This window comes from Mycobacterium sp. PTI7 (assembly GCF_056679845.1).
Genome location: NZ_CM155252.1, coordinates 3,106,036 through 3,117,147, shown reverse-complemented (window position 1 = coordinate 3,117,147; position 11,112 = coordinate 3,106,036). Strand labels below are relative to the sequence as shown.

The window sequence follows — 11,112 nt, the reverse complement described above, 5'->3', positions numbered from 1 at the left end:
CGGGCATGATCCGCAACGTGGTACTGGCCAAGCTGGTCGCCGACCATGACGTCGACGAGGTCCGGGACATCCAGGACGGTCTGCGCACCCTGAACCTCCCCGGCACCGAGAGCTACACCATCGGGTCCGATGCCGGACTGCGCGAGGGCAATTGGGACTTCGTGATCGTCGCCGACTTCACCGACGTCGACGCCTACCGGGCCTACGACGCCGACGACGCGCACAACGCGCTGCGCGCCCGGCTCGCGCCGATGATCGACCAGATCGCCCGCGCGCAGTTCGAGATCCCCGCCTAGATCCCCGACCCGGGGTTCAGTATCCCGTCGGGATCCAGCGCGGTCTTGATGCGCCGGTTGAGTTCCATGACCTCGGGCCCCAGGTAGCCCGCGAGCCACGGCAGCTTCATCCTCCCGACGCCATGCTCACCGGTGATGGTGCCGCCGAGTCCCACCGCCAGGTCCATGATCTCGCCGAACGCGGTGTTGGCGCGCTCGGTCATCGCGGCGTCGCTGGGGTCGAACACGATGAGCGGGTGAGTGTTCCCGTCGCCGGCGTGCGCGATCACCGAGATGAGCAGACCGTGCTGCGCGGCGATCTTCTCGATGCCGCTCACCAGGTCGGCCAGCGCGGGCAGCGGGACGCCGACGTCCTCGAGCAGCAGCGAGCCCTTGGCCTCGACGGCGGGGATCGCGAATCGGCGAGCGGCTATGAATGCCTCGCCCTCGTCGGGGTCGTCGGTCGAGAACACCTCCGTCGCACCGTGTTCGGTGAACACCCTGGCCATGAACTCGGCGTCCTCGCGGCCCGCCGCGCCGCGATCGTCCGACGCCGCGACCATCATGGCGGCCGCGTCGCGGTCCAGCCCCATCTTCAATTTGTCCTCGACCGCGTTGATCGCGACGGCGTCCATGAACTCGAGCATCGACGGCCGGATCTTGCCGGTGATCTCGACGACGGCGTCGGCCGCGGCGGACACGGAGTCGAACGACGCCACGACCGTGCAGCCCCGGTACTGGGCGGGCAGCAGCTTCAGCGTCACCTCGGTGACGATGCCGAGCGTGCCCTCGCTGCCCACGAACAGCTTCGTCAGGCTCAGTCCCGCAACGTCCTTCAGGCGGGGCCCGCCCAGGCGGACCGCGGTGCCGTCGGCGAGCACCACCTGCATGCCGAGTACGTAGTCCGACGTCACGCCGTACTTCACGCAGCACAGCCCGCCGGCGTTGGTCGCGATGTTGCCGCCGATGCTGCAGATCTCGTACGACGACGGGTCCGGCGGGTACCACAGGCCGTACTCCGCGACGGCCTTCTTCACCTCGGCGTTGAAGAGTCCCGGCTGCGTGACGGCGGTGCGGGTGACGGGATCGACCGCGATGTCGCGCATCCGCTCGGTCGACAGGACGATGCCGCCGTCGAGCGCGGTGGCGCCACCCGACAGGCCGGAGCCCGCTCCGCGCGGCACGACCGGCACCTGGTTCGCGGTGGCCCACCGCATGACCGTCTGCACCTCCTCGGTGCGCAGCGGCCGGACCACGGCGAGCGGCGTGCCCGCGGCCGGGTCGGCGGCACGGTCCTGCCGGTAGGACGCCAGGATGTCGGGGTCGGTGACGACGGTGCCCTCGGGCAACTCGGCGATCAGGGCGCTCAGCGCTGAGTCCATGCCCCGATGGTAGGCGTCGTTCGCACGGGGATCGGTCGAACGGCGACGGCCTCCGGGAACGCCACGTGGGATTGCTGGAACGCAGGTCGGGGGAGCCGGTCGGGCGGTAGCTTCGCGGAATGGCAGCCCGCTCCTACGGTCAGCACTGCGCCGTGGCGAAGAGCCTCGACGTGGTCGGGGACAGGTGGACGCTGCTGGTGGTGCGCGAACTCCTCGACGGACCCCGCCGCTACGGTGACCTGCTGTCCGCGCTCGCGCCGATAGCCACCGACGTACTGGCCGGCCGGCTGCGCGATCTGGAGGCCGCCGGACTGGTGGCCAAGCGTGCGCTGCCCAGGCCGGCGTCGGGCGCCCCCTATGAACTCACCGACGAGGGCCGGGCCCTCGAGGACGTCATCCACGCCTACGCCCGGTGGGGCCGACGCCTCATCGAGCGACGGTCGCCCGGCGACGTCGTGCGCCCCGAGTGGCTGGCCCGCGCGGTGCGGGCCCACCTGCGTGCCGACCGGCGCGGCCCGCCGGTGTCGCTGCGCCTGGCCACACCCGACGGCAGCGCCGCGGTGCTCATCACCGCCGACCGGATCGAGACGCTGGCCGACGACGAGGACGCCGACGTCACGCTCAGCGGTCCGGCCGAGATCGTCGCGGCCGCACTGGATCCCGGCCAGGTCGCCGATCTACTGGCCGCGGGGCGGCTGCGCATCGACGGCGATCCGGAGGTCGTGCGTCGGCTGGGCGAGCTGTTCGCGCCGGTGCCGGTGCGCGGCTAACCGTCCGGGGAGCGGTCCAGGTCGCGCAGCGCGGGCAGGAACACGGCGACGGCGCCCAGCAGCAGCATCGGCAGCGACAGCGCGAGGAACGTCGCGTGCAGACCCGCCGCGTCGGCGAGCGGGCCCGCCACGATCAGGCCGAGTGGTCCCGCGGCGTAGGCCAGCGACCCCATCACCCCGACCACCCGGCCGCGCAGGTGCACGGGCGCGCGGGTCTGCATGACGTAGTTGTAGATCGGGGCGATCGGGCCGTACACGAAGCCGAGGATCGCCGAGACCACCAGGATCACCGGCAGCGGCGGCAGGAAGGCGATCACCGTCATCGCGATGCCCAGGGTGATGACCGCGGTCAGCATGATCGTGCGCCGCCGCGAGTACCTGCTCAGCGCCGCGTAGCCGAGGGCGCCGACGAGCCCGCCCAGGCTCAGCGCCATGAGCACCCAGCCGAGTTGCGCGGGTTCGTCGCGGTCGGTGAAGTACTTCGGGAACAGCACGCTCTCGACCGGCATGTACAGCCCCGTCGCGATCAGGTCGACGGCGGCGAGCGTCCGCAGCACCGGTGTGCGCCACACGAATCGCAGACCCTCGACGATCCCCGCCCACACCTGCGGCAGGTCGTCGCGGTCCGGGGTGCCCGTGCCCTCGAGGCGCAGCACCGCGATCGCCGAGATCGACAGCAGGAACGCCGCCGCGGTGGCCCACATCGTGTCGATCCCGCCGAGGGTGGCGATCAGCAGGCCGCCGATGCCGGGTCCCACGATGTAGGCGAGGTTGAAGATCGCCTCGTACACGCCGTTAGCGCGGTCCAGCGTCCAGCCGGCGCGCGTCGCGGCCTCGGGCAGCATGGTCTCCCGAGCCGTCATGCCCGCTGGATCGAAGAACGCGCCGAGTGCGGCGAGGCCCGCGAGCACCGCCACGTCGATCGCCTCGACGCCGAACACCCACGCGATGACCGGCACGGCGGCCACCGACAGCGCCGAGAGCAGGTCGCTGATCATCGACACCCGCCGCCTGCCGAGGTAGTCGACGGCGGCGCCCGCGATCAGGGTGGCCACCAGCAGCGGCAGCGTGCCCGCCATCGCCACGATCGACGCGTCGACGGCAGAGCCGTTGCGCTGCAACACCAGCCACGGGAAGGCGACCAGGGAGATGCCGTTGCCCGCTCCCGCGGTCAGTGCCGCGAAGAAGATCAGGTAGAGCGGGCCGCGGGATGTCGTGATCATGAGCTGTCGCGGCTGAACATACAGCGGGCACGCCCCTCGCCGCGACGCATTTCCCGCCGGTGCGACAGTGGTGGCGTGCTGCTGCCCCATCCCCGCACCGGAGTGGAGTTCGATTCACCGGTGCCCGTCGCGTCCGGCTGGCCCGGCGACCCCGCCCGGCCCGACACCGTCGTCGCGAAGTCCGCGGCGGGCGTGCGTGCCGCGGCGAGGCGACTGCGATCCGTCGAGGACGTCGACGCGGCGGTCAGCGTGTGCCGGGCGTGCCGGCGGCTGGTGGCCTGGCGCGAGGACGTCGCCGTGGCCAAGCGGCGGTCCTTCGCCGCCGAGCCGTACTGGGGCAGACCGGTACCGGGCTTCGGGCCGCCGACGCCGTCGATCCTCGTCCTCGGGCTGGCGCCCGCCGCGCACGGTGCCAACCGGACCGGGCGGGTGTTCACTGGCGACCGCAGCGGCGACTTCCTGTTCGCGGCGCTGCACCGGGCCGGGCTGGCCAGTTCACCGACGCCCCTCGACGCCGCCGACGGGCTGACGCTGACCGACGTCCGGGTGGTCGCCGCCGTGCGGTGCGCGCCGCCGGACAACGCCCCGACGCCGGACGAGCGGGCGACGTGCGCGCCCTGGCTGGACGCGGAGTGGCGGCTGATGGCACCGAGCGTGCGGGTGATCGTCGTCCTGGGCGGGTTCGCCTGGCGCGCGACGCTCGACATGCTGCGCGGCTCCGGTGAGTCGGTGCCGACGCCGATGCCGAAGTTCGGCCACCTCGCGACCACCGTCATCGGCGACGTCACGCTCATCGGCTGCTTCCATCCGAGCCAGCAGAACACCTTCACCGGCAGGCTGACACCCGAGATGCTCGACGCGGTGTTCACCGCCGCCAAGGCCGTCGCCCACGCGTGAGGAGCACGCCCGGACCCGCCGAAATGGCACGGTCCGCGGGGAACGGATCGCCGAGCCGTGGCGTTGAACCGATGATGCGACTCTCGGTACTCGACCTCGTCCCCGTACGCAGCGACCAGACCACCGCCGCCGCGCTCGCCGCGACCGTGGGTGTGGCGAAGACGGCCGACTACCTCGGCTACACCCGCTACTGGCTCGCCGAACACCACAACATGCCGGCCGTGGCCGCCACCAGCCCGCCGGTGCTGATCGGCTACCTCGCCGCGCAGACCGCACGCATCCGGCTGGGCTCCGGCGGCGTCATGCTGCCCAATCATGCCCCGCTCGCGGTCGCCGAGCAGTTCGCGCTGCTCGAGGCGGCAGCACCCGGCCGCATCGACCTCGGCATCGGGCGCGCACCCGGCAGCGATCCGGTGACGTCGATGATGCTCCGCGGGCCTGCGGGCCGCACCGACGAGGACATCGAGCGCTTCCCGCAGTACCTCGACGACGTGACCGCGCTGATGAGCGCGGACGGCGTCGGCGTCTCCATGCGCGGTCGCAACGAGGGATACGTCCTGAAGGCGACGCCCGCGGCGGCGTCGGAGCCACGGTTGTGGCTGCTCGGCTCGTCGACGTACTCGGCCCACCTCGCGGCGGCCAAGGGCCTGCCGTACGTGTTCGCCCACCACTTCGCCGGCCAGGGGACCGAGGAGGCGCTCGCGATCTACCGCGAGGAGTTCCGGCCCAGCGACGTCGCCGCCGAACCCACCACGCTCATGACGGTCAACGCGTCGGTGGCCGCGACGCGTGCCGAAGCCGAGGAACTGCTGCTACCGAATCTGTTGATGATGGCGTGGTTGCGCACGGGACGGCCGTTGACCCCGATCGACCTCGTCGAGGACGCCCGGGAGATCGCGTTGACGCCGCAGCAGCAGGCCGTCGTCGAGTCCGGTCGTCGGCAGGCCATCGTCGGCGACCCCGTCGAGGCCGCCGACCAGGTTCGCGCCATCGCGGCGCACTTCGGGGTGGACGAGGTCATGGTCAACCCGGTCGCGTCCGCGTACCGCGGCGTCGACCCGACGACTGCGCCCGCCCGGGAGACCACCCTCGAACTGCTCGCGAAGGAGCTGTTCTAGGCGGATCCCGGACGGGCCGCGGGTCCGTCAGGAGCGATCAGTTGCCGACGGGAGGCTGGTTGCCGTTCGGTCCGTACGCGCCGTTCTGCTCGTTGGCCGATCCGGCGCCACCTGCGGGAACGGGCGGCGTGGCGGACTGGCTGGTCTGGTCACAGACCTGACCGGCGGCGACCTGCGTGCACTCCTGGGCGGGTTCCTGCGCCTGGGCGGGAGCACCGAACAGGATGGTCGCGACAGCTGCGCCCGCGGTGAGTGCGGACATGGAGACGTACTTCAGCATCATGAATGAGGTTCCTTCGGGTCGGATGTGGTCCATTCGACGCACGTGGGCGTCGTTCGGGAAGCACCGATCACTCGTCGAGGATCGTGGTGGTCCCGCTCCCGTGCTCGCTGCTCGGCGCCGGGAGGCCGGATGACCTGGTCATCGCGGCCAACCAAGTCATACCCGGGGGCCCGGTGGCCAAACACGTTGATCTAGAACGTGTTTGGCCGGGTGTTGATCAGGCGCGGGGTGTCAGCGCGATGATCGGGATGGTACGCGTGGTCCGCTTCTGATAGCCGTCGTAGCGGTTCGAGTTGTTGTCGTTGACCAACTTCCACAGCCGCGCGTATTCCGGGTCGTCCGCGCCGACGATGCGGGCGGTGGCGTGCAGGCGCTTGGCGCCCAGGTTGATCTCGACGTCGGGATCGGCCTTGAGGTTGAAGTACCAGCCCGGGGCCCTCGGGTCGCCGCCCTTGGACGCCACCACCAGGTACGCGCCGCCGTCCACGGCGTAGCTCAGCGTGGTGGTCCGCCGTATGCCCGTCTTGGCGCCCACGGTGTGCAGCAGCAGTGACGGTGGCGCACCGGGGATCCGGTGGCCGATCCTGCCGCCGGTCTTGCGGTAGATGGTGTCGTGCACGCGCAGCAGCGGGATGCCGAGGTAGCGCTCCCACGTGGGAATTCCGCTCATGGGCTCAGTCTGTCACCCGAGACCCGCGATGCGTGCCACGGTCAGCGCCGACGTCAGCTGCAGCAGGTCACGGGGGCGGCCGAGGCGCAGCCCGGTGAGCGCCTCGAGCCGGCGCATGCGCTGGGCGACGGTGTTGGGGTGCAGGTGCAGGGTGTCCGCCGCAGCTCGCCGGTCCAGGTCGCGGTCGAGCAGCACCCGCGCGGTGCGCAGCAGCTCGCTGCTGTGCTCGCGGTCGTAGTCCAGTGCCGCGCCGAGGACCGTCCTGGCGTAGCCGCGCAGCCGCTCCGGGTCGTCGAGCTGGAGCAGCAGGTGGTCGATCGCGACGTCGCGCAGGTCGATCACCGTCGACTCGCCGGCATCGGACGACAGGTCGAGTGCCCCGCGCAGCGTGCGGAACACGCCGGCCAGCTCGGCGGTCGGCACGGCGGACGTCACGCCGGCGACCGCCTGCTCGACGTCGCCCATGCCCGTCAGGAAGTCGACCAGCCGGCGCGCGATGTCGGCCGGACCCGTGACCCGTCCCGGCGCCGTCGCGCCGGGGGCCGCGATCAGCACCAGGTCGCCGCGGTACACCGCCGCCAGCGGTCGGGGCACGACGGTCGCCGCGAAGCGGTCCGCGCCCGCCAGCAGCCGTTCGGTGGCCGGGCGCGTCCCGCTCTCGACGCACCGCACCGAGATCAGCGTCTGCGCGCCGGACAGGTCCCAGCCCAGCCGTCGTGCCCGGTCCAGCAGCGCGGCCATGTCGGCGCCGTCGGTGCTCAGCAGGTCGGCGACCAGCGAGCCGCGCAGCCGCTGCTCCACCTCGGCCGCCGTCCGGGCCCGCATCAGCTCGAGCGCGGTGACGACGGTGGCGTGCTCGACGGCGCGGACGTCGAGCCGCGACAGGTCGTCCGCGGACGCCCGCACCCGCACCCGGGCCACCACGTCGCCGTCGAGCGCGACGTCCGCACCCGTGTCGTCGCCGTCGGTGCCGTCCCAGTCGACTGCCGCGAGCGCCGTGCCGTAGACGTCCTCGATCAGGACCGGTCGCGCCAGCAGGGCCGCCAGCGCCGCCGCCACCCCGGAGACGCCCTCACCGCGCAGTGCGGTGGCGGTGAGCAGCGCGTGCACCTCCTCGGCCCGGCGCAGCTCGCGGATGGTGTCCTGCTCGCGCGTGCGCAGTTGCGCGGTGCCCAGCGCGACGGCGACCTGGGTGGCCAGCGTGCTCACCAGGCCGACCTCGACGGGGTCGAACCGGTGCGGCGCCGCGTGGTAGCCGTTCAGCGCGCCGACGACGGCCCCCGCGCGGCGCAGCGGCACCGAGACCAGGGACCGGTACCCCTGTTCGTGCGCGACGCCTCCCCACGGGCCGATGCCCGGCACGTTCTCGATGTCCTCGAGGATCACCACCTCGCCCGTGCGGAACGCGACGCTCGTCGGCGCCTCCTCCGCACCGCTGACGTCGAGGAGGATCGGCCGGTCGGCGTTGACCTGCGCGACGTAGTCGGCGGACAGCCCGTGGGAGCCGACGATGGTCAGGGCCCGGCCGTCGGCGGTCGGCAGGAAGACCGCGCAGAAGTCGTATCCGAGCAGGTCGCAGGCCGTCCGCGCGACGCGGCCGACCAGGTCGGTGACGGGCTCGTCGCCCCCGACGGCCTCGCCGATGCCGGCCAGCGCGTCGAGCCATCCCTCGAGATCCGGCCGCAGTGTCTCCGATGACATACGGATCAGCATAAGTGTGTCGTCGCAGACATTGCCGCGATTGGCCGCGATCCCGCACGCTGATGCGGACGGTGACAGCCGTCACACGATCGAAAGAGGTTCCCATGCGAGGCACGACTCGGATGATGCGGAGCGTGGTCGCCGTGGCGGCCGCCGCGATGATGATTCTCGTGGCGGGATGCTCCGCCGGCCTGGGCGGGCCGGCATCGTCCCGCGCAGCCCGCGACGGCGTCATCCGGTTCACGTTCGCCCCCGATCCGATCTGGGACTACATGAACGAGACCGGCATCGTCGACCAGTGGCAGCGCGACACCGGCTACCAGGTGGAGAGCAGCGCCACGTGGGACGAGTTCGGCCTCTTCGCCGGCGGCCACGCCGACATCATCTCCACGGCGTCGTTCGAGGTGCCCGGCCTCGAGGAGCAGACCCAGCGCGAGACCACGATCATCGGCCGCTACAACTCCGAGCGCAGCCGCATCCTGGTCCGCGCCGACGATCCCGCCGTGACGCTGGCGGACATGAAGGGCAAGCGCCTCGGGGTGTTCACGACGGTGTCGGGCACCCTGGTGTGGAGCGCGCTGCTCAAGCAGATGCACGACGTCAACCTGGCCGACGACTACGAGATCGTGGTCGCCGACATCCAGAACCTGTCGAACCTGTTGGCGCGCGGCGAGATCGACGCCTGCATCTGCTACCCCGACCTGTCGGCGCGCGACCTGCGCGAGGCCACGGTCCGCCCGCTGTACGACGGCAAGTCGTCGGCGGAGGTGTTCGCCGCACTCGACGCCCCCGGCCACGACGGCCCCATGGGCAACGTGTTCGTCGCCCGCCAGGACTGGGTCGACGGCCATCCCGGCGAGGTGTCGGCCTTCCTCGACCTGTGGACGCGCGGCCTGGCCGAATGGCAGCAGCACCGCGACGAGATGGTCGAGCGCTACCCACAGCACTTCGCCGTCGACACGCCCGAGGACATCGCGTTCATGAAGGACTACGTCGCCGAACACGACTGGGTGGTCGACGACGTGCGCTTCGACCAGCAGTGGGCCGACGACGAGAGTTCGATCTTCGACCTGATGCGTGAGACCGGCGTCATCGGTGACGACGTCGCCGACCCGAAGTTCCTGCCCGCAGAAGGAGTCGAGAAGTGACGCAGACCATCACGCCGCCGGACGCGAATCCGGCGCCGCGCGAACCGGCTCCGCCGGCGAGGCGGCCGGCGACGGCGGGACCGCGGAGGTGGTTGGTCTCCGGCATCGCGCTCGTCGTCGCGATCGCCGCCTGGGCCGCCGTGGCCGCCTGGATAGACGACCCGATCCTGCCGCGACCGCTCGGCGTCTTCGAACGCGTCGTCGCGATCACCGTGTCGGGGGAGGCGTTCACGAACTTCGCCTCCAGCATCGGCAAGATCGCGGTGGGGTTCGCCATCGCCATGGTCTTCGGCCTGGTGATCGGGTTCTTCATGGGCCGAAGCAGATTCATGTCCTCGTACTTCTCGCTACCGCTGTTCGTGCTCGGCAACATGCCCGGCCTGACCTACGCGGTGTTCGGCCTGCTGATCTTCGGCGTCGGCGCCGGCGGGCCCATCGTGGTCTCGGCCCTCGTGGCGCTGCCGTTCATCGCGATGAACGTCGCCGAGGGCGTGCGGTCGGTCGACGGCAACCTGCTCGCGATGTGCCGCGCCTTCGAGCGCAACCGGCGCGACGTGCTGCGCCACCTCTACCTGCCGGCGCTGGTGACCTTCGTCTTCGCCGGTGTGCGTTACGGATTCGCGATGGCCTGGAAGGTGGAGGCCCTCACCGAGGTCTTCGGCGCCAGTGACGGCGTCGGCTTCATGATCCGCAAGGCCTACCAGGAATTCCAGGTCGACGACATGCTGGCGTGGACCACGCTGTTCATCGTCGCCATGATCCTCATCGAACGCGGGCTCGCCTACCTGGAGAACCGCTTCTTCGCATGGCGGAAGGACATCTCGTGATCACCCAGGCACTCTCCTCCCCGGCGCCGGCCTGGCGCCGCCAGCTCCGCGGGCAGTCGACGTCGCTGCTGGCCGTCGGCGCCGCCCTGCTCACCATCCTCGGTGCGTGGCAGCTCGCCGTCGTGTTCGGCAACCGGATCCCGTCGCCGGCGCAGACCGTCGACAGCCTGATCTCGGAGGCGGCGATCGGCCAGCTCTGGGGCAACCTGGCGATCAGCATGAACCGCTTCGCCCTCGGACTGGCGCTCGCGCTGGTGGTCGGCGCCGCGGTCGGCGTATGGATGGGTCTGTCGAAGTGGGCCGACCTCGCGCTCTCCGACGTCAACGCCGCCGCGCTCGCCATCCCGGCGGTGATCTGGGCGCTGCTGACCACCATGTGGTTCGGCTTCGGCTGGCTCACCCCGGTGGTGACGGTGTTCCTGTCCGGGTTGCCGTTCGTGGTGGTCAACATCGCCAAGGCCACCCGGGCGGTACCCGCCGACCTGGTGCTGATGTCCCGGGCGTTCGGCGTTCCGCGACGGAACGTGCTGCGCCACATCGTGGCTCCCGCCGTCGCCGGCTCGACCGTCGCCGCCGTCCGGTTCGCGATCATGAGCGCCTGGAACGGCCTGCTGCTCGCCGAGTGGTTCGGCTCCACCTCCGGTGTCGGGTGGCGGTCGCGGTACTGGTACGACGCCAACCAGCTCGACGGCTTCTTCGCCTGGGTGCTGGTGTTCATCGTCGTGCTCGTCGTCGCGGATCTGCTGATCCTCGGCCCCATCGAACGCCGCGCCACGCGCTGGCGCACCGCCTGATCGCCCACCACACCTCCCATCCGA

At 71.4% G+C, this 11,112-nt stretch carries 12 protein-coding genes; 7 read left to right on the top strand and 5 right to left on the bottom strand.

All coding sequences use genetic code 11. The annotated features are described in order from the left end of the window. Positions 1–5: 5 nt before the first annotated feature. Positions 6–296 (top strand): Dabb family protein, encoded by a 291-nt coding sequence (locus tag AC1MEY_RS14930; protein WP_480226281.1) that lies wholly within the window; start codon positions 6–8, stop codon positions 294–296. On the opposite strand, the gene AC1MEY_RS14925 is transcribed toward AC1MEY_RS14930, so the two are convergent. Beyond that, entirely contained in the window at positions 293–1,657 is a 1,365-nt protein-coding gene (locus AC1MEY_RS14925; protein WP_480226280.1) for an FAD-binding oxidoreductase, read from the bottom strand. The two genes, AC1MEY_RS14930 and AC1MEY_RS14925, sit on opposite strands and share 4 nt — an antisense overlap. Positions 1,658–1,776: 119 nt before the next feature. Between AC1MEY_RS14925 and AC1MEY_RS14920 the strand changes: the two genes are divergently transcribed. Continuing rightward, complete coding sequence (locus tag AC1MEY_RS14920) at positions 1,777–2,427, top strand: winged helix-turn-helix transcriptional regulator (RefSeq protein WP_480226279.1); 651 nt, start codon at positions 1,777–1,779, stop codon at positions 2,425–2,427. Here the strand turns inward: AC1MEY_RS14920 and tap are convergent. Beyond that, the gene (tap, locus tag AC1MEY_RS14915) at positions 2,424–3,650 is read right to left on the bottom strand and encodes a multidrug efflux MFS transporter Tap (RefSeq protein ID WP_480226278.1); all 1,227 of its coding nucleotides are present in this window, start codon (positions 3,648–3,650) and stop codon (positions 2,424–2,426) included. The two genes, AC1MEY_RS14920 and tap, sit on opposite strands and share 4 nt — an antisense overlap. 75 nt (positions 3,651–3,725) lie before the next feature. Here tap and AC1MEY_RS14910 point away from each other — a divergent pair, with 75 nt between their 5' ends. Together AC1MEY_RS14910 and AC1MEY_RS14905 are read left to right on the top strand one after the other, a co-directional pair. Beyond that, positions 3,726–4,547 (top strand): uracil-DNA glycosylase, encoded by an 822-nt coding sequence (locus tag AC1MEY_RS14910; RefSeq protein ID WP_480226277.1) that lies wholly within the window; start codon positions 3,726–3,728, stop codon positions 4,545–4,547. A gap of 74 nt (positions 4,548–4,621) precedes the next feature. Beyond that, positions 4,622–5,665 carry an LLM class flavin-dependent oxidoreductase gene (locus AC1MEY_RS14905; RefSeq protein ID WP_480231498.1) on the top strand — a complete coding sequence of 348 codons (1,044 nt, stop codon included), beginning with the start codon at positions 4,622–4,624 and terminating at the stop codon, positions 5,663–5,665. A 37-nt stretch (positions 5,666–5,702) separates the two neighbouring features. Here AC1MEY_RS14905 and AC1MEY_RS14900 read toward each other — a convergent pair whose 3' ends face one another. From AC1MEY_RS14900 to AC1MEY_RS14890, 3 genes are all read right to left on the bottom strand, one after another. Then, on the bottom strand, positions 5,703–5,948 hold the full coding sequence (locus tag AC1MEY_RS14900) for a hypothetical protein (protein ID WP_480226276.1): 246 nt from the start codon (positions 5,946–5,948) through the stop codon (positions 5,703–5,705). A gap of 217 nt (positions 5,949–6,165) precedes the next feature. Then, positions 6,166–6,618 (bottom strand): nitroreductase family deazaflavin-dependent oxidoreductase, encoded by a 453-nt coding sequence (locus tag AC1MEY_RS14895; protein WP_480226275.1) that lies wholly within the window; start codon positions 6,616–6,618, stop codon positions 6,166–6,168. A gap of 12 nt (positions 6,619–6,630) precedes the next feature. Then, on the bottom strand, positions 6,631–8,319 hold the full coding sequence (locus tag AC1MEY_RS14890; protein WP_480226274.1) for a helix-turn-helix domain-containing protein: 1,689 nt from the start codon (positions 8,317–8,319) through the stop codon (positions 6,631–6,633). 104 nt (positions 8,320–8,423) lie between these two features. Here AC1MEY_RS14890 and AC1MEY_RS14885 point away from each other — a divergent pair, with 104 nt between their 5' ends. Genes AC1MEY_RS14885 through AC1MEY_RS14875 form a run of 3 tightly spaced genes read left to right on the top strand, consistent with a single transcriptional unit; the run spans position 8,424 to position 11,088 of the window. Continuing rightward, a complete protein-coding gene (locus tag AC1MEY_RS14885; protein WP_480226273.1) occupies positions 8,424–9,467 on the top strand; it encodes an ABC transporter substrate-binding protein in 1,044 nt (347 codons plus the stop codon). Further along, complete coding sequence (locus tag AC1MEY_RS14880) at positions 9,464–10,294, top strand: ABC transporter permease (RefSeq protein ID WP_480226272.1); 831 nt, start codon at positions 9,464–9,466, stop codon at positions 10,292–10,294. The genes AC1MEY_RS14885 and AC1MEY_RS14880 overlap by 4 nt, the downstream gene beginning before the upstream one ends. Next, positions 10,291–11,088, top strand: coding sequence for an ABC transporter permease (locus AC1MEY_RS14875; protein WP_480226271.1), 798 nt, complete (start codon positions 10,291–10,293; stop codon positions 11,086–11,088). The genes AC1MEY_RS14880 and AC1MEY_RS14875 overlap by 4 nt, the downstream gene beginning before the upstream one ends. The last annotated feature ends 24 nt before the right edge of the window (positions 11,089–11,112 follow it).

Coding starts and splice junctions, on each gene's coding strand:
- AC1MEY_RS14930 (WP_480226281.1), top strand. CDS start 6: ATGATCCGCAACGTGGTACTGGCCAAGCTGGTCGCCGACCATGACGTC.
- AC1MEY_RS14925 (WP_480226280.1), bottom strand. CDS start 1,657: ATGGACTCAGCGCTGAGCGCCCTGATCGCCGAGTTGCCCGAGGGCACC.
- AC1MEY_RS14920 (WP_480226279.1), top strand. CDS start 1,777: ATGGCAGCCCGCTCCTACGGTCAGCACTGCGCCGTGGCGAAGAGCCTC.
- tap (WP_480226278.1), bottom strand. CDS start 3,650: ATGATCACGACATCCCGCGGCCCGCTCTACCTGATCTTCTTCGCGGCA.
- AC1MEY_RS14905 (WP_480231498.1), top strand. CDS start 4,622: ATGCGACTCTCGGTACTCGACCTCGTCCCCGTACGCAGCGACCAGACC.
- AC1MEY_RS14900 (WP_480226276.1), bottom strand. CDS start 5,948: ATGATGCTGAAGTACGTCTCCATGTCCGCACTCACCGCGGGCGCAGCT.
- AC1MEY_RS14895 (WP_480226275.1), bottom strand. CDS start 6,618: ATGAGCGGAATTCCCACGTGGGAGCGCTACCTCGGCATCCCGCTGCTG.
- AC1MEY_RS14890 (WP_480226274.1), bottom strand. CDS start 8,319: ATGTCATCGGAGACACTGCGGCCGGATCTCGAGGGATGGCTCGACGCG.
- AC1MEY_RS14885 (WP_480226273.1), top strand. CDS start 8,424: ATGCGAGGCACGACTCGGATGATGCGGAGCGTGGTCGCCGTGGCGGCC.